This is a genomic window from Halovibrio variabilis, assembly GCF_007991175.1.
In the GTDB taxonomy this organism is placed as follows: domain Bacteria; phylum Pseudomonadota; class Gammaproteobacteria; order Pseudomonadales; family Halomonadaceae; genus Vreelandella; species Vreelandella variabilis.
Genome location: NZ_BJXV01000006.1, coordinates 35,309 through 52,222, shown reverse-complemented (window position 1 = coordinate 52,222; position 16,914 = coordinate 35,309). Strand labels below are relative to the sequence as shown.

The window sequence follows — 16,914 nt, the reverse complement described above, 5'->3', positions numbered from 1 at the left end:
CGATTCAGTGAAGTCCATGACGCCCCCGCGTGGTGCCACGACTGGCCCAGGCATGCGCCGCATTCGCCGCCTTCATTTTGTCGGTATCGGTGGGGCCGGCATGTGCGGTATCGCCGAGGTGTTGGTTAATCAAGGCTATACCGTCAGCGGCAGTGATATGAAAGCCTCTGCCGTTGTCGAGCGGCTGCGTCAGTGCGGTGTTTGTGTAACGATTGGCCATGCCGAGGCTCATGTGGAAGGCGCCGATGTAGTGGTAGTGTCCAGCGCCATTGATGAAACCAATCCGGAAATACGCTGGGCCCACGAGCACCGTGTGCCGGTCGTGCGCAGGGCTGAAATGCTCGCTGAGCTGATGCGTTTCCGCCACGGTATCGCGGTGGCGGGCACCCATGGCAAAACCACCACCACCAGCTTAACCGCCACCCTACTGGCGGAGGGCGGGCTGGATCCGACCTTTGTGATTGGCGGCAAACTGACCAGTGCCGGTGCCAATGCCCGGCTAGGGGAAGGCGACTACTTAGTTGCCGAAGCAGATGAGTCGGATGCATCGTTTTTGCATCTACAGCCGATGGTGTCGATCGTTACCAATATTGATGCGGACCATATGGCCACTTACGGCGGTGACTTTGAGCGTCTAAAAAGCACCTTTATCGAATTTCTGCACAATCTCCCGTTCTATGGATTAGCGGTGCTGTGTATCGATGACCCCCACGTGCGCGTGCTGTGCGAACAGGTAAAGCGCCAGTTCGTGACCTACGGGTTTGATAGCGATGCCGATTATCGCATTGTTGGTTTTACCCAGCGCGGTGGTGAGGTGTCTTTTACAGCGCTACGCCCAGCGGGGGCTGCGCCGTTAAATGTCCGTTTAGCCATGCCAGGGCGCCATAACGCCCTGAATGCCATGGCGGCGATTGTGGTAGCCACCGATGCAGGTGTAAGCGATAGCGCTATTTTGAGCGGCCTGGCGGGTTTTGCCGGGGTGGGGCGTCGGTTTCAAGTGCACGGCCATTTCCCCGCGCCGAAAGGCGATGGCGACATCATGCTGGTGGATGATTATGGCCACCATCCCCGTGAAGTTGACATGATCATTCAGGCGATCCGTGCTGGTTGGCCAGAACGGCGCTTGGTAATGCTTTACCAGCCGCATCGCTATACCCGCACGCGTGATTTGTACGAAGACTTTGTGCGGGTGCTTTCCCAAGTCGATACGCTGGTGCTGCTGGATGTCTATAGTGCCGGTGAGGCGGTGATTCCTGGCGCTGAAGGACGTACCTTGGCAGGTTCCATTCGCCAGCGCGGTGAAGTCGATCCGCTGTTTGTCGAGCATACACACGAGCTGCCCGTGCTACTAAACAATGTATTACGCCCCGGCGATATTTTAATTACCCAGGGTGCCGGTGATGTGGGCGGAATCTCCCAGCGCCTGGCGCAGGCGCAGCTAGTCATGAGTGAGGTGGATCTATGAGCGTCGACCCAACAACGCCCCCATCTGTTGGAAAAGTCGTGGTTGTTTATGGTGGCACCTCTGCTGAACGTGAGGTATCGCTTAAAAGCGGTGCGGCGGTGCTTGAGGCGCTGCAGCGGAAAGGCGTCGATGCCTGCGGCTATGACCCTCGTGACAATGGCCTGGTAGGTTTAGAGCAACTGGCTCCCTCTGTGGTCTTTGTTGCCCTGCATGGCCGCGGCGGCGAAGATGGCACCCTGCAAGGGGCTTTGGAGTTGCTTGATATCCCTTATACCGGCAGCGGGGTGCTCGCCTCGGCGTTAGGGATGGATAAACAGCGCACTAAACAGGTCTGGAGCGCGGTTGGGCTACCTACCCCGGAAAGTATTATGTTGGAAGCCTCCGCGGACTGGTCAGCCGTGGTGGCGCAACTGGGTCTGCCGCTGATGGTAAAGCCCGTGCACGAAGGCTCGACGCTGGGCATTAGTATTGTTAAGAGCCAGACGGCACTTGAAGCCGCGTATCGAGAGGCGGCGCAGTTTGACGCCCGGGTGATGGCGGAGCGCTTTGTCGTGGGCGAAGAATACACCGTCGCGCTGTTGGGCGACCAGGCACTGCCCGCGATTCGCGTTGAAGTGCCCGGTGGGTTCTACGACTACGAAGCCAAATATATCGCTAATACCACTCAGTACCACTTGCCTTGCGGCCTTGCTGTCGAACAAGAAGCAACGCTTGCGGTGCTCTGCCAACAGGCGTTTGCGGCCATTGGCGGTGAAGGGTGGGGGCGCGTTGATGTGATGCGCGATAGCGAAGGGCGCTTTTGGCTACTGGAAGTCAATACGGTGCCTGGCATGACCGATCACAGCTTGGTCCCCCAGGCGGCGGCGTACGCCGGTATTGCTTTTGATGATCTGGTGCTCCACATTCTCGACACTGCCGGCGAGCCGTCCACCGCATGAACAATGGCCTATTAAAAGCACCTTATGAAAAGGCGTAATGCTTGGTTGGGAATCATCCTATTAGCCCTGCTAGTGGGTGCGGGTAGCCGTGCGCTTTGGCTGTGGCTAGACCGCCCGATTGAGCGGGTGTCTATTCGCGGCGAGTGGGACTACGTCAGCGCCGATTACTTGCGCACCCAGCTTGCGCCATTAGTCGTCGATGCCACTTGGCTCTCGGCAGATCTTGGTGAGCTACGCGACAGGGCGCTAACAATCGGCTGGTTGAACGAAGTACGTATTTCCCGTGAATGGCCCGATGCGCTAGTGTTTGAGTTGATTGAGCAGCAGCCCGCGGCGCGTTGGAATGACGATTTCTTACTCAATAGTGAGGGCGAGCCTTTTGCTTTTGCGCCCTTATCTGCGCCAGCTGGTCTTCCGGATTTGGCAGGCCCCGCCGGTAGTAGTGAAGAGGTATTGGATTACTATCATCGGCTAAAACCCCATTTTGAACAGTTATCGCTCGCGCTTACTCAACTGCGTTTAGAGCCCCGTGGCGCTTGGCGGCTACAGCTAAATGATGGCGTTTGGGTAATACTAGGACGACGCCAACATGAAGTGCGTTTAGCCCGTTTATCGTCTTCATGGCAGCGCGAGTTATATTCGCTTGGCGAACAGATCCGCTATATCGATCTACGCTACCCGAATGGCGTTGCCGTTGCGTGGCATGGACAAAGTGAATTTGACGAGCAAGGTGAGTAACATTGCTACTGCTGAATGCTAATAAGGAGTAAAAGTAAGTAGTTGCCATCGCTGCAAAGCCAACCGGCGGTGATAATTTGCTTTCAACGTCTATTGGTGTAAGTTTGTGCTAGTCGTATTGCATCCATTGTTTCTATACTATGGGGCAGACGCTGGCTAAATGTATTTTTATAACTCAATTATTTTTAGCTAGTGGTAGTTAGCCAATGTTCGCAAAACAACATTGATTATGTTGGGTCGTGCGCCTTCAAACGTTGTTTTGGAGGTAAGCGCTAACTCAGCTTTTTATAGTTACTTTCTTTTTAAAAATGACGCAAGGAGATTCCCCGACTCATGGCAGGCTCACCAAACGCATCCAATATGGTGGTCGGGCTGGACATTGGAACGTCCAAGGTCGTCGCAATAGTCGGTCAAGCGACCGATGACGGCGGTATTGAAATTGCCGGTATTGGCTCTCACCCTTCACGTGGTATGAAGCGGGGCGTCGTGATCAATATTGAATCGACGGTACAGTCTATCCAGCGGGCAGTGGAAGAAGCCGAATTGATGGCCGGCTGTGATATTCACTCTGTCTATGTCGGTGTGGCCGGTAGTCATATCAGCTCAATGAATTCCGATGGTGTGGTTGCCATTAAAGAGCGTGAAGTGACACCCTCCGACATAGAGCGCGTTATCGATTCTGCCCGTGCACGCGCTATTTCTGAGGGTCAGCGTGTGCTACACGTATTGCCTCAAGAGTTCTCGATTGATGCCCAGGGCGGCATTCGCGAACCGCTGGGTATGTCCGGTGTACGCTTGGAAGCGCAGGTGCATTTAGTGACAGCCGCCGCCAATGCGGTGCAAAATATCGAAAAGTGTGTGCGGCGCTGTGGTTTGGAGGTGGACGCCATTATCTTGGAGCAACTCGCCTCCAGTATGGCGGTGCTGACCGAAGACGAGCGAGAGCTTGGCGTCTGTATGGTGGATATTGGTGGTGGGACCACCGATATGGCGATCTTTACCGAAGGGGCTATACGCCATACGGCGGTTATCCCTATCGCCGGTGACCAAGTGACTAACGATATTGCCATGGCATTGCGCACGCCAACGCAGCACGCTGAAGAAATCAAAGTTAAATACGCTTGTGCACTGACCCATCTAGCCGCAAGCGATGAAATGATTAAAGTTCCTAGCGTCGGTGATCGTCCGGCACGCGATTTATCGCGGCAGGCACTCGCTGAAGTGGTAGAGCCGCGCTATGAAGAACTGTTTACGCTAGTAAGAGACGAATTACGCCGTAGTGGCTATGAAGACATGGTGGCTGCTGGGATAGTACTTACCGGTGGCACCTCGCGCATGGAAGGTGTTAGCGAATTGGCAGAAGAGATTTTTCATATGCCCGTTCGTATCGCATGTCCGCAGAACGTAAGAGGTTTGGCGGACGTTGTGCGTAACCCCATCTATGCGACGGGCGTTGGTCTGCTGCATTATGCCTTGCAGGAAACGCGTCATGGGCAAGGGCTAAAAAGCCACGGGGGAGTCGTTGCGGTGCACAAGGGTCGCAACGAGCTTGCCCGGCGTGATATCAAGGAAGACCATTCGACGCTGGCAAGATTTAAAGGCTGGTTCAAAGGAAATTTCTGACAGGGCCGCAAGTGCGGTTCAGGAGACGGGGCTTATGTTCGAATTGGTAGATAACGCACCCTCGAGCAGTGCGGTCATCAAAGTGGTTGGCGTTGGCGGCGGTGGCGGCAATGCTGTTAACCACATGGTCGAAAGCAATATTGAAGGCGTGGAATTCATCTGCGCTAACACCGACGCCCAGGCGTTAAAGCGCGTATCGGCGAAAACGGTATTGCAGCTAGGCGCTGAAATCACCAAAGGGTTGGGCGCCGGTGCCAATCCCGACGTGGGTCGCCAGGCGGCCATGGAAGACCGCGAACGTATTGCGGAATTGCTGGTCGGTGCCGATATGGTGTTTATCACTGCCGGTATGGGCGGTGGTACGGGTACTGGAGGCGCACCGGTGGTTGCCCAGGTCGCCAAAGAGCTGGGCATTCTCACCGTGGCGGTGGTCACGCGGCCTTTCCCCTTCGAAGGGCCAAAGCGTATGCGTGCTGCAGAAGAGGGCATGAAAGAGCTCTCTGAGCACGTTGACTCGCTGATCACGATTCCCAACGAAAAACTGCTTTCCGTGCTGGGGAAAAATGCCACGCTGCTGACGGCCTTTAGTGCGGCGAACGATGTGCTGTTGGGCGCTGTTCAGGGCATTGCGGAATTGATCACCAGTCCGGGCATTATCAACGTCGACTTTGCCGATGTGCGTACTGTCATGTCTGAAATGGGCATGGCGATGATGGGCACCGGTGGGGCAACGGGCGAAAATCGTGCCCGTGAAGCGGCAGAGAAAGCGATCCGCAGTCCGTTGCTGGAAGATATCGATCTGCACGGCGCCCGCGGCATTCTGGTCAATATCACGGCTGGCCCTGATCTATCGATCGGCGAGTTCAATGACGTGGGGGCCACGGTACAAGAGTTTGCCTCTCCGGATGCCACCATTGTCGTGGGTACTTCCATTGATATGGAAATGTCCGATGAGCTGCGTGTCACCGTCGTTGCGGCTGGCTTAGATGGGCAAAAGCCTCAGGTGGCCGCGCGCGAGCCGGCGCGTCGTTCCGCGGCGGAATCATCGGATTACCGCAAGTTGCAGCAGCCGACGGTGATGCGTCAGCAGGCAACGGCACGTGCCGAAGCAACCGAAGCGTCCGCCAAACCACGTCCTGAAAAGCGTCGCGCTAGCGAAGCCGACGACTATCTGGATATCCCAGCGTTTCTACGCCGCCAGGCGGATTGATTGTCTTTATTAGCTTCATTGCAACAGCTAGCGGGCGTTTTATTGGCTAAAACGTCCCTTAGCTGTTAAAGTGAACACTGTTTGATAACCTTTTCCTCACGGTCATTACCGTCTTCAGAGTTCGACTACTATCCATGATCAGACAACGCACCCTTCAAAACGTCATTCGCGCTACCGGAGTGGGCCTGCATTCAGGCAAAAAAGTCCACCTGGCTTTGCGGCCGGCGCCAGCCAACACTGGGATTGTGTTTGTCAGAACCGATCTGGACCCCATGGCTCATGTGCCTGCGCGGGCTGAGCTGGTAGAAGATACCACGCTGTGCACGGCACTTTCGTATAATGGGGTGAAAGTAGCCACGGTAGAACACCTGATGTCTGCGTTTGCTGGGCTGGGCATTGATAATGCCTATGTGGACGTTAGCGAGCCCGAAGTGCCGATCATGGATGGTAGTGCGAGCCCGTTTGTGTTTCTGATTCAGTCAGCGGGTATTTTAGAGCAGGACGCGGCGAAGAAATTTATTCGTATCAAGCACCGCGTTGCCGTCACCGACGGCGACAAAGAGGCTGTTTTCCTGCCGCACCAGGGTTTTAAGGTCTGCTTCGCAATCGACTTTGACCATCCTGTCTTTGATCAACAGAAGCAGACCGCGCTGATTGATTTTTCTACTACCTCTTTTGTTAAAGAAGTGTCGCGTGCGCGTACCTTCGGCTTTATGCGTGACCTGGCGTTTTTGCGCTCCAACAACTTGGCGCTGGGCGGCAGTTTAGACAATGCCATCGTGGTCGATGATTACCGCATTGTGAATGAAGGTGGGCTGCGCTACGAAGATGAGTTTGTAAAACACAAGGTATTGGACGCGATTGGCGATTTATACCAGTTAGGCTACAGCCTGATAGGCGAATTTCGCGGCGTGAAATCCGGTCATGCGCTAAATAATAAGCTGTGTCGTGAGCTGATGGCGCAGCCGGAAGCTTACGAAATCGTCACTTTCGAAGAAGACAAGGCGGTGGCGCCGATATCGTATTCAGCGCCCGCCATGGCGTAATCCCGTTTTTTTAAATGCTTCCGTCTTAGTGCGCTGATCTTAGCTAAGTGCGCTGATTTCAGCACATGATCTGGTTAATAAAGCACCGCTCAGGCGGTGCTTTATGCGTTTTAACAGCACGCAAAGCTCAGGGCGTTGGGTTATTTGGACGTCGATGCATGGGAAGCAAGCCGTTCCAAGGCCCGTTTTAACGTCGGGTTGGTGGTGTCTTCGGCGCATTCAGCTAAGGTTTTACCGGCATTTGCCGACAGGCTGCGGGTATTACGCTTAGGCGCCACGATGGGGTGTACAGGGCGGACCTTGAAGGTAAAGCCATTGACGCCTTCAAAACCGGGCAGCTGGTGCAGCAGCTCTAGTAGGCGCCGCTGCTCAAAACGCAGCCACGTCAGCCAACTCGCTTGACCGCTAATCAGCGTAAGCCGACCGTCGCGAAAGCCGCCGACAAAGATATGTTCGCGCATTTCTTCGGGTAAATGCGCGCGAAGGTGTCGTTGCGCCTGGTCGATTAACCGCGATAGACGCATTAACTGATTAATATCGCCGGACTTAGAGAGCAGACGGGCGATGGGCTGGGCGCGAGAACGCTTAACCTTTATACTCATACGCTTAATTCCTAGGGTGCCGCTATCTTAAGGTGCCGCCAATGCTAATAATGATGTTGGTCATGCTCACCGAGGTGACTTATTAGCAGACTTTACCACGCTCAGGAGCCGGTCTACAGCATGTCACCCACGCTTGAAGTTCAATCTGCTTTGCCGCGGCGCCAACGCCGTTACGGTATGGCGCGTTGGTGGCTGGCTGGCTTGCTAGTAAGCTGTCTATTGCCCGCCAGTTTAGGCCCTTCGGACGCTTTTCGCAGCGGCGAACGCAGCGTCACTATCTGTTTTTGGGTACCCGCGATTTTACGTGCCCAATCGCACTGGATTGCCAAAAGGCGGCGCGCGCTGCGCCGCTGGGCGCGTCGCCTCCAGCGCTTTTCTCCCGTGCAGAGGGTGTTCAATTGGCTTCCCCCGATGGCCATGCGGGTAGCAGCGCGCGACGTTTTGACCCAACGCGGTCCACCTGCCCAGCACGATAATCGTTAATACCGCTAGGTTGTCCCTGCTTTTGCACCCCACAAATGTGCAGATGACACAGGGTTTGCAAACACAGGGCTTGCATACACAGGTTTTGCATACTTAGAGCGAGACTCGATGGGTCGCTCATGAATACTGGAATATTTCATGCTTAATAATTTATTACGTAAAGTCGTTGGGTCGAAAAATGATCGCGAAGTAAAGCGCATGCACAAACATGTGCCGCCTATCAATTCGCTTGAAGCCGAGTTTGAGGCACTGAGCGACGCCGATCTACAGGGCAAAACGGCGGAACTGCGCCAGCGCTTAGACGCAGGTGAGCCTTTAGATAACTTATTGACCCCTGCGTTTGCCGTTGTGCGCGAAGCCAGTAAGCGCGTGATGGGCATGCGTCACTTTGACGTGCAGATGGTCGGCGGGATGACGCTGCACCGTGGCCGCATTGCGGAAATGAAAACCGGTGAAGGTAAAACCCTGGTGGCCACATTGGCGGTTTATCTCAATGCCTTGACCCGCAAAGGCGTGCATGTCGTAACGGTGAACGATTACTTGGCGCGCCGTGATGCGGAGTGGATGCGTCCTCTCTACGAGTTTTTAGGGCTTACGATCGGGGTTATCTTTTCGGGGCAAGCCGGCGAAGAGAAGCGCCATGCGTATCAGTGCGATATTACCTACGGCACCAACAACGAATTCGGCTTCGATTATCTGCGCGATAACATGGCGTTCTCGCTAGACGATAAAGTCCAGCGCGGCCTGCATTTTGCGATTGTCGACGAAGTGGACTCAATTCTTATCGATGAAGCGCGTACGCCGCTGATTATCTCCGGGGCTGTCGACGAAAATACCGACCTGTATAAAGTCGTCAACCAGCTCGCCCAGCGGCTTGAAAAGGGTGAAGAGCTTGAAGACGAGGAGGCCACAGTAGTCGGTGACTTCCTGGTCGATGAAAAACAAAAGCAAGTCGAGCTGACAGAGCAGGGGCACAACAAGGTTGAGGAGCTCATGCGCGCTGAAGGGCTGCTAAGCGAGGACGAGTCGCTTTACGCCGCGCAAAATCTCAATTTGCTTCAGCATATGCATTCAGCGCTGCGTGCCCGTCATCTTTATCACCGTGATGTCGATTATATCGTGTCTGAGGACCAGGTCGTCATCGTCGACGAGCATACCGGTCGCTCTATGCCGGGGCGTCGCTGGTCGGAAGGCTTGCACCAAGCTGTCGAAGCCAAAGAGGGCGTTACGGTGCAGCGGGAAAGCCAGACGCTTGCCTCAACGACGTTCCAGAATTACTTCCGTCTGTATGAAAAGTTAGCCGGTATGACCGGTACGGCAGATACTGAAGCCTTTGAGTTTCGGCAGATTTACGCCCTTGATGTGGTGGTGATTCCCACCAACCGTCCGTTGGTACGTAAAGACCTTAATGACTTGGTTTATCTGAGCGCTGAAGAAAAATACGAAGCGATCATTAAGGATGTCAAAACCGAGACCGAAGCCGGGCGACCCGTCTTGGTGGGTACTGCCTCGATTGAAACATCCGAGTATCTCGCCAATCTGATGCAAGAGGCCGGGCTGGCGTTCAACGTACTCAATGCCAAGCAGCACCAGAGTGAAGCTGAGATCATTGCCCAGGCGGGCCGTCCGGGGGCGATTACCATCGCCACCAACATGGCCGGTCGCGGTACTGACATCGTGCTGGGCGGCAACTGGGAGGCAGAAGTCGCCAAACTGCAAAATCCCAGCCAAGCGCAGGTTGATGCGCTGAAAGCCGATTGGCAGGCGCGTCACGATGGCGTGCTGGAAGCCGGCGGATTACACGTGGTGGGCTCTGAGCGCCATGAATCGCGGCGTATCGATAACCAGCTGCGTGGCCGTGCCGGGCGCCAGGGCGACCCCGGCTCGACGCGTTTCTTCTTATCGCTTGAAGATAGTCTAATGCGTCTGTTTGGCTCAGATCGCGTCAAACGCCTGATGCAGGCGTTGGGCCTTGAACACGGTGAAGCCATTGAGCATAAGATGGTTTCTAACGCCGTTGAGCGTGCCCAGAAGAAAGTTGAGGGGCGTAACTTCGATATTCGCAAGCAGTTGCTCGAGTACGATGACGTTGCCAACGACCAGCGCCGGGTAATCTATGACCAGCGCAATGAAGTTCTCGCGGCGGACGATGTCGCTGATGCCGTTATCGGCATTCGTGAAGAAGTGATGGAATCGGCCATCAGCAGCTATGTGCCGCCGCAGAGCCTGCCTGAACAGTGGGATTTGCCAGGCTTGGAGGCGCATCTTAAAACGGAATTTAACCTTGATGTGCCGCTGGTGAAATGGGCCGCCGAGGATGACCGCTTCAATGAAGAGCAGTTGCGCGAACGGCTGCAAACCATGCATCGCGACGCTTATGCCGCCAAAGTCGAGGCCGCGGGTGAAAAGCTGATTCGCCGCTTTGAGAAGCAGGTGATGCTGCAAGTATTGGATACGCGCTGGAAAGAACACCTTCAGTCAATGGATCACCTGCGTCGCGGTATTCACCTGCGTGGCTATGCGCAGAAGAACCCCAAGCAGGAGTACAAGCGTGAATCCTTTGCGCTCTTTGAACAGCTGCTCGACCATATTAAGGAAGACGTAACGCGTATCCTCAGTCACGTTCAGGTACGCCAGCCCGAGGAAGTCGACGCGCTTGAGCGTCAGCGTCGGGAAGCGCTAGAGCGGGAGACTGCCAGCGCGGCAAGCCGGCACGATGATCCAGCCGATGAGATGCCCGCAACGCCTTCAGAAGCGTCTGGCGCTGATGGACGTCCGGTTCGGCGCGAAGGGCCAAAAGTCGGTCGTAATGATCCTTGTTATTGCGGCTCGGGTAAAAAATATAAGCAGTGCTGTGGCAAATTAAGCTAACCGCGATGGTGTCTGATGAGATGACGCCTGAGAGAGCGTCTGCCTAAAGGAGAAAATCATGGCGGTGGGAAACATTCCTTTTCCAGAGTTGCCGCCCCTTGACGGGGTGCGCCTGGGACATGCAATGGCGGGTATCAAAAAGCCGGATCGCCGTGATGTGGTGGTGATAGAGCTACCCCCAACAGCCACGGTGTCAGGGGTCTTTACCCGTAATGCATTTTGCGCCGCGCCGGTGGTAGTGGCCAAACAGCATATTGAGCATTGTCGCGCGGCAGGTCGTTCGCCGCGCTACTGGCTGATTAACACCGGCAATGCGAATGCTGGCACGGGCGAATTAGGCCTGCACGATGCACGCGCTAGCTGTGCAGCACTTGCCGAGCAAGTCGGCGTGTCAGCCGAAGAGGTGCTGCCGTTTTCAACCGGTGTGATTGGTGAGCCGCTGCCCATGCAGCGGCTGTTGGCTGGCTTGGCGCCTGCGCTGCAGACACTGGCCAGCGACAGCTCCGCCTGGCATCACGCGGGGCTGGGGATATTGACGACCGATACCCGCGCCAAAGGCGCGAGCGTTACGCTGGAGATCGCAGGTCAGCAGGTGAGCATTAATGGCATCGCCAAAGGGTCAGGCATGATTAAGCCCGACATGGCGACCATGTTGGGCTTTGTGGTGACTAACGCCGCCATCGAGCAGCCGCTGTTGGATAGTTTGCTGCGCGAAACGGTCGATCGCTCGTTTAACTGTATCACCGTCGACAGCGATACCTCGACCAACGACGCCTGTATGTTGGCGGCAACCGGGACAGGCCTGCGCATCGTCGATGAAGAACAGATCGTCGTGTTCCGCAATGCGTTGCAGCGGGTAATGACCGAGCTTGCCCAAGCGATTATTCGTGACGGTGAAGGCGCGACTAAGTTTGTCACCCTTCAGGTCGGCGAGGCTAAAAGTCGCCAAGAGGCGCTGGATGTGGCCTTTACGGTTGCTCACTCACCGCTGGTGAAAACCGCGCTTTACGCCTCGGATGCTAACTGGGGGCGTATCCTAGCGGCCGTGGGGCGCGCCCCGGTAAGCGATTTTGACGTTAACCGCGTGGTGATTGACTTGGGCGACGTGCGTCTCGTGGAAGACGGCGGGCGTGCCGCCGATTACACCGAAGCAGCCGGTAGCGCCGTGATGGCGCAATCAGACATTACCATTCGCATTAATCTGGGGCGCGGCGAAGAAAGTGCCACGGTATGGACTTCCGACCTCTCCCATGACTATGTGTCGATCAACGCGGATTATCGCAGCTAGTCATGTTGCCCCAAGCGGGGTGACAGAGGAGCGGTGATAATGGGCAAACGTAGCGAGACAGCATCAATGCCGTCAGTATTGGTGCGCGCAGTGGATAAAGACGTAACGAGTATATGAGTCTATGAGCATAAAGGTAAAACGACGGGTTCACGTCGCGGCAGCTGCGATTATCAGCGCCGATCAACAGCAAGTATTGATCGCTCGTCGGCCGTCAAACGTTGATCATGGCGGGCTTTGGGAATTTCCGGGGGGCAAGCTTGCCCCTTACGAAACAGGGCTTGAGGGCTTAAAGCGTGAGCTGCACGAGGAGCTGGGCGTTGAAATTGTCTCTGCCCAGCCATTGATCCGTGTCCACCACGAGTACCCTGACAAGCATATCCTGCTCGACGTATGGCAGGTACACGCCTTTGCCGGTGAGCCCTTTGGCCGCGAAGGGCAGGCGGTGCGCTGGGTGCCCATGAGCGAGCTCGCCAACTATCCTTTCCCGGCGGCTAATCTGCCCATCCTGCGTGCGGTAAGGCTGCCTACTGAGTATTTGATAACCGCTGAAGAGGCTGATGAAGCGCGTTTCGATGGCTTTCTGGAGCGTGCACTGCGCGAAGACAATGTTCGCCTGGTGCAGTTGCGCGCGAAGCAGTTGGACGCAGCGGCCTATGTGGCGCGTGCCCAGCGCGCCCTGGCGCTATGCCGTGAGTATGGCGCGCGGCTGCTGCTCAATGGTGAGCCAGCGTTGCTCGAACAGGTTGAAGCCGACGGTATCCACCTGACCAGCGAGCGCTTGATGCAGCTTGAGCGGCGGCCGATTGCCGAAAACAAGTGGCTGTCGGCGTCGACGCACAACCAAGCGCAGCTTACTCAAGCGGCGGTATTAGGCTGCGACTTTGTGAGTCTGTCGCCGCTACGCACCACGCCGTCACACCCGGAAGTATTCCCGCTCGGTTGGCACGACTTCCAACAGCTGGTCGAGCGCGCTGGCATGCCGGTTTTTGCTCTCGGCGGTATGACGCGTTTTGATGCTAACCACGCCCGCGCCGTGGGCGCGCAAGGCATCGCCTCCATCCGCGATTTCTGGAAGTAAGATAGCGCCAGCTATGGGTTGATAAAAAACGCCTGCCTTGGATGAATGCCGAGGCAGGCGTTTTGTTTGCTTAATAAGAAACCAAGGATGCTCAGTCGCGGTAGCGGCGAGTTAAGTCACCATAAGCATCCACGCGACGGTCGCGCAGATAGGGCCAAATACGCCGCGTATTTTCACTCCGTGCCATGTCAAGCTGAACGACGAGTTGCTCAACGTCTTCGCCCCCCTGGGCCAGTAGCTCGCCCTGCGGCCCGCAGATAAAGCTACCGCCCCAGAACTGAATGCCGTCACCGACGCCGGAGTGATCCGCCTCAAAGCCAACCCGGTTGGCCACCAGCACGGGCAAGCCGTTAGCGACGCCGTGGGCGCGCTGAATCACCGTCCAGGCATCTTGCTGGCGGTGCTTTTCTTCGCCGTCGTCGTTGGGGTCCCAGCCAATGGCGGTGGGGTAGAGCAGCAAGTCGGCACCGGCCAGTGCCATCAGCCGCGCCGCTTCGGGATACCACTGGTCCCAGCAAACCAGTACGCCAAGACGCCCTAGGGACGTCTCAATCGGCGTAAAGCCTTCGCCGCGAGCGCTGTCAAAATCACCTGGCGTAAAGTAAAACTTCTCGTAAAAGCCAGGGTCGTCAGGAATATGCATTTTGCGGTATTGGCCGACGCGCCCTTTGGCGCGGTCATAGACCACGGCGGTATTGTGATAAATGCCTGCTGCGCGGCGCTCAAACAGCGACCCGACCAGCACAATATCCAGCTCCTGGGCAAGCGCGGCCAGGTGCTGCCCGGTAGGGCCGTCGAGGGGTTCAGCTAGGTCGAACAGTGCCGGGTCTTCGAATTGACAAAAGTAATGGGTGGCGTGCAGTTCTTGCAGCAAAACCAGCTGTGCGCCCTGTTCAACAGCATTACGGATACCCTGTTCACTCAAGGCCAGGCTTTGTACTTTATCGGGCCAGGCGGGCTGCTGCACAACAGCGACGGTTAACGTGTTCGACATAAGAACTCCTTTATTCAGTCAGTATTATTTAATCAGTACCAGCCGAGCGCTTGGCAGGCATGCCCCGGGCAAGCGAGCATTGCGGAAGCTGCATGGTTAAACAGTGCAGGCTGCCATGCTGACGAATCACGCTGACGCACTCAATAGGTATCAATGTGCGCTCAGGAAACGCTAATGCCAGTGCTTGCAACGCCGTTACATCCGCTGGGTCGCCGTAGGTGGGTACCAGGACGGCGTGGTTAATAATTAAAAAGTTAGCGTAGGTGGCCGGTAGGCGGTGCCCGTCGTCTGGGTCAAAGCACGCCTGGGGCCAGGGCAGCGGGATAAGCCGATAGGGCGCGCCACTGCGCTGCCGGAAAGCCTGCAGTTCCTTCTCCATGGCCGCCAAGGCCGGGTAGTGCGGGTCGTTGGGGTCATCACAGCGTACGTAGGCGATGGTGGTTGGGTCGCAGAAACGCGCCAGTGTATCGATATGACTGTCGGTATCGTCGCCTTCTAAATGACCGTTGGCCAGCCACAATACCCGGTCAACGCCAAAATCCTCACCAAGCTGCGCTTCCACCGCCGCGCGGGATAGTGTGGGGTTCCGGTTAGGGTTTAGCAGGCAGGCGTCGGTGGTCAGCAGGGTGCCTTCGCCGTCGGTTTCGATGCCGCCGCCTTCGAGCACAAAATCCCTTGCGGTCACCGGGCAGGCCCAAACTCCGGCATCAGCCAGCCGCTGGGTGAGCAGGTTGTCGCGTTCAGCGGGGAATTTTCCGCCCCAGCCGGTGAAGATGTAATCGAGCATGGCTAATTGGCCATCATTATCGACCACGCTGATCGGGCCGTGATCCCGCGCCCAGGTGTCGTCGGTGGGTGCGACAATCAGCTGCAGGCTTGAGGCAGGCACCCCGTAGGCATCAAATGTGGCGGCTAACCGATCTTTGGTGCGCTCATCGGGTACACAAATAAGTACGTCCTGGTAGCGTGCCGTGGCTATCACAATGCGCTCCAGAGTGGCTTCGATACGCTCAAGAAGTGGCGCCCAGTCGCCGTCGTGGCGGGGCCAGGTCAGTTGTATCCCGTCTTGGGGATGCCATTCGGGTAGCAAACGATAAGTCGTGGTCGCCAATGTCATCAAGGCCTTTTGTTGCCATCAATAAACCAACGCGGAGCTTAACCAAAACAGCAGCCCCACGCAGGCAGTAAACCGGCGCAATGTAGGGCGTGGCGGGGCAAGTTGCAAGCGCCATGTGAACGCGTGCGATGCTAACCGCTCTAATAGCCGTTTGCACATGCAGAGACACTCAAAAAACCGTACCATGAGCGCTTATTGATAAGGAATCACGCCATGCTTGATCGTTTGCCTTTTCTGGTGGGGCTGCGCTACGTGCGCGCTAAACGCCGGAACCACTTTATTTCGTTTATTTCGCTTACCTCAATGCTGGGGTTAATGCTCGGGGTCGCGGTACTTATTCTAGTGCTGTCGGTGATGAACGGCTTCGATCACGAATTACGCACGCGCATCCTGGGCATGGTGCCCCACGCCAAAATTGAGTCCCGGGTGGGCATGGTCGAGTGGGAGTCCCTGGCTGAAGAGTTAATGCAGCGCGAGCGCGTCATCGGCGCGGCACCTTACGTGGAGCAGCAGGGCATGTTCTCGGTGGGCGGGCGCAATCAGGGGGCCATGGTGAATGGCATTAACCCTGAATGGGAAGACCGGGTCTCGATTATCAGCGAGCATATGCGCCAAGGCGAGCTGAGTGATCTGGTGCCCGGTGAGTGGCACGTGGTGCTAGGCTCCATGCTGGCGCGCAACTTAGGCGTTGGCGTTGGGGACCGGGTGACGCTGCTGGTGCCCGAAGCGTCAATTACCCCCGCCGGTGTTTTTCCGCGTTTAAAGCGCTTTACCGTCAGCGGTATTTTTAGCGTCGGCGCTGAACTGGATGCCAACCTGGCTTACGCCAATATCGAAGATATGCAGACCCTTGCCCGCCTGGGCGATGCAGTAGGCGGGCTTCGCTTGGAGCTGGATGATTTGTTTGCCGCCAGTAGCGAAACCCAGGCGATTCTCAATGAGCTGGGCCCTGAGTATCGTGGTAGCGATTGGACCTTCTCCCAAGGCAACCTTTTCCAGGCGATACAAATGGAAAAGCGCATGATCGCGCTACTGTTAACGGTGATTATCGCCGTGGCGGCGTTTAACATCGTCTCGACGCTGGTCATGGTGGTCACCGACAAGCGCGCGGATATCGCTATTCTGCGTACGATCGGCGCTAAACCGAGCTCGATTATGGGCATCTTCATTGTGCAAGGCATGGCGATTGGGCTGATCGGCATCGCCGTCGGGGTGGCCGTGGGTGTGTTGCTGGCGCTCACGATTGCCGATCTCATCGGCTGGGTTGAGGGAACGCTGGGTATCCAGTTCTTGGATGCTGGGGTCTACTTCATCAGCGATCTACCCTCTCAACTGCAGTGGAATGATGTCAGTCGTATCGTTTTGGCCGCCTTTGGCTTGACGTTCCTGTCGACGCTCTATCCGGCGTGGCGGGCGGCGCGGGTTCAGCCAGCGGATGTATTGCGTTATGAATAATCAGGA

General features: G+C 56.3%; 14 protein-coding genes. 11 read left to right on the top strand and 3 right to left on the bottom strand.

The features are described 5' to 3' along the window. Positions 1 to 16: 16 nt before the first annotated feature. The 6 genes from murC to lpxC all read left to right on the top strand — a co-directional run bounded on the left by murC (position 17) and on the right by lpxC (position 7,020). A complete protein-coding gene (gene murC / locus HVA01_RS05970) occupies positions 17 to 1,465 on the top strand; it encodes a UDP-N-acetylmuramate--L-alanine ligase (protein ID WP_146874224.1) in 1,449 nt (482 codons plus the stop codon). Beyond that, positions 1,462 to 2,403 (top strand): D-alanine--D-alanine ligase, encoded by a 942-nt coding sequence (locus HVA01_RS05965; protein ID WP_146873903.1) that lies wholly within the window; start codon positions 1,462 to 1,464, stop codon positions 2,401 to 2,403. The genes murC and HVA01_RS05965 overlap by 4 nt, the downstream gene beginning before the upstream one ends. Positions 2,404 to 2,427: 24 nt before the next feature. Then, positions 2,428 to 3,141, top strand: a complete 714-nt coding sequence (locus HVA01_RS05960) for a cell division protein FtsQ/DivIB (protein ID WP_146873901.1) — start codon at positions 2,428 to 2,430, stop codon at positions 3,139 to 3,141. Positions 3,142 to 3,474: 333 nt separating this feature from the next. Further along, entirely contained in the window at positions 3,475 to 4,764 is a 1,290-nt protein-coding gene (ftsA, locus tag HVA01_RS05955; protein ID WP_146873899.1) for a cell division protein FtsA, read from the top strand. Positions 4,765 to 4,798: 34 nt separating this feature from the next. Beyond that, a complete protein-coding gene (gene ftsZ, locus HVA01_RS05950; RefSeq protein WP_146873897.1) occupies positions 4,799 to 5,974 on the top strand; it encodes a cell division protein FtsZ in 1,176 nt (391 codons plus the stop codon). Positions 5,975 to 6,108: 134 nt separating this feature from the next. Further along, complete coding sequence (lpxC, locus tag HVA01_RS05945; RefSeq protein WP_146873895.1) at positions 6,109 to 7,020, top strand: UDP-3-O-acyl-N-acetylglucosamine deacetylase; 912 nt, start codon at positions 6,109 to 6,111, stop codon at positions 7,018 to 7,020. A gap of 140 nt (positions 7,021 to 7,160) precedes the next feature. Here the strand turns inward: lpxC and HVA01_RS05940 are convergent, their stop codons facing one another. Then, positions 7,161 to 7,622, bottom strand: a complete 462-nt coding sequence (locus HVA01_RS05940; RefSeq protein WP_146873893.1) for a DUF721 domain-containing protein — start codon at positions 7,620 to 7,622, stop codon at positions 7,161 to 7,163. 120 nt (positions 7,623 to 7,742) lie between these two features. Between HVA01_RS05940 and HVA01_RS05935 the strand changes: the two genes are divergently transcribed. From HVA01_RS05935 to HVA01_RS05920, 4 genes are all read left to right on the top strand, one after another. Next, positions 7,743 to 8,105, top strand: a complete 363-nt coding sequence (locus HVA01_RS05935) for a hypothetical protein (RefSeq protein ID WP_146873891.1) — start codon at positions 7,743 to 7,745, stop codon at positions 8,103 to 8,105. 138 nt (positions 8,106 to 8,243) lie between these two features. Continuing rightward, positions 8,244 to 10,976 carry a preprotein translocase subunit SecA gene (gene secA / locus HVA01_RS05930; protein ID WP_146873888.1) on the top strand — a complete coding sequence of 911 codons (2,733 nt, stop codon included), beginning with the start codon at positions 8,244 to 8,246 and terminating at the stop codon, positions 10,974 to 10,976. Between the two features lie 58 nt (positions 10,977 to 11,034). Further along, complete coding sequence (gene argJ, locus HVA01_RS05925) at positions 11,035 to 12,264, top strand: bifunctional glutamate N-acetyltransferase/amino-acid acetyltransferase ArgJ (protein ID WP_146873887.1); 1,230 nt, start codon at positions 11,035 to 11,037, stop codon at positions 12,262 to 12,264. A 121-nt stretch (positions 12,265 to 12,385) separates the two neighbouring features. Then, positions 12,386 to 13,342 (top strand): Nudix family hydrolase, encoded by a 957-nt coding sequence (locus HVA01_RS05920; protein ID WP_146873885.1) that lies wholly within the window; start codon positions 12,386 to 12,388, stop codon positions 13,340 to 13,342. Between the two features lie 91 nt (positions 13,343 to 13,433). Here HVA01_RS05920 and HVA01_RS05915 read toward each other — a convergent pair whose 3' ends face one another. Then, complete coding sequence (locus tag HVA01_RS05915; RefSeq protein ID WP_146873883.1) at positions 13,434 to 14,336, bottom strand: carbon-nitrogen hydrolase; 903 nt, start codon at positions 14,334 to 14,336, stop codon at positions 13,434 to 13,436. Positions 14,337 to 14,364: 28 nt separating this feature from the next. Continuing rightward, entirely contained in the window at positions 14,365 to 15,453 is a 1,089-nt protein-coding gene (locus HVA01_RS05910) for an agmatine deiminase family protein (RefSeq protein ID WP_146873881.1), read from the bottom strand. 213 nt (positions 15,454 to 15,666) lie between these two features. On the opposite strand from HVA01_RS05910, the gene HVA01_RS05905 reads away from it, so the two are divergent. After that, positions 15,667 to 16,908: a lipoprotein-releasing ABC transporter permease subunit gene (locus HVA01_RS05905; protein ID WP_146873879.1), complete on the top strand. Its 1,242-nt coding sequence runs from the start codon at positions 15,667 to 15,669 to the stop codon at positions 16,906 to 16,908. Positions 16,909 to 16,914: the final 6 nt, after the last annotated feature.

Excerpts from the sequence above, each read along its gene's own strand:
- ftsZ (WP_146873897.1), top strand. The coding sequence starts at position 4,799 with ATGTTCGAATTGGTAGATAACGCACCCTCGAGCAGTGCGGTCATCAAA.
- HVA01_RS05915 (WP_146873883.1), bottom strand. The coding sequence starts at position 14,336 with ATGTCGAACACGTTAACCGTCGCTGTTGTGCAGCAGCCCGCCTGGCCC.
- secA (WP_146873888.1), top strand. The coding sequence starts at position 8,244 with ATGCTTAATAATTTATTACGTAAAGTCGTTGGGTCGAAAAATGATCGC.
- HVA01_RS05935 (WP_146873891.1), top strand. The coding sequence starts at position 7,743 with ATGTCACCCACGCTTGAAGTTCAATCTGCTTTGCCGCGGCGCCAACGC.
- HVA01_RS05965 (WP_146873903.1), top strand. The coding sequence starts at position 1,462 with ATGAGCGTCGACCCAACAACGCCCCCATCTGTTGGAAAAGTCGTGGTT.
- HVA01_RS05960 (WP_146873901.1), top strand. The coding sequence starts at position 2,428 with ATGAAAAGGCGTAATGCTTGGTTGGGAATCATCCTATTAGCCCTGCTA.
- lpxC (WP_146873895.1), top strand. The coding sequence starts at position 6,109 with ATGATCAGACAACGCACCCTTCAAAACGTCATTCGCGCTACCGGAGTG.
- HVA01_RS05910 (WP_146873881.1), bottom strand. The coding sequence starts at position 15,453 with ATGACATTGGCGACCACGACTTATCGTTTGCTACCCGAATGGCATCCC.
- HVA01_RS05905 (WP_146873879.1), top strand. The coding sequence starts at position 15,667 with ATGCTTGATCGTTTGCCTTTTCTGGTGGGGCTGCGCTACGTGCGCGCT.
- ftsA (WP_146873899.1), top strand. The coding sequence starts at position 3,475 with ATGGCAGGCTCACCAAACGCATCCAATATGGTGGTCGGGCTGGACATT.
- HVA01_RS05940 (WP_146873893.1), bottom strand. The coding sequence starts at position 7,622 with ATGAGTATAAAGGTTAAGCGTTCTCGCGCCCAGCCCATCGCCCGTCTG.
- murC (WP_146874224.1), top strand. The coding sequence starts at position 17 with ATGACGCCCCCGCGTGGTGCCACGACTGGCCCAGGCATGCGCCGCATT.
- argJ (WP_146873887.1), top strand. The coding sequence starts at position 11,035 with ATGGCGGTGGGAAACATTCCTTTTCCAGAGTTGCCGCCCCTTGACGGG.
- HVA01_RS05920 (WP_146873885.1), top strand. The coding sequence starts at position 12,386 with ATGAGCATAAAGGTAAAACGACGGGTTCACGTCGCGGCAGCTGCGATT.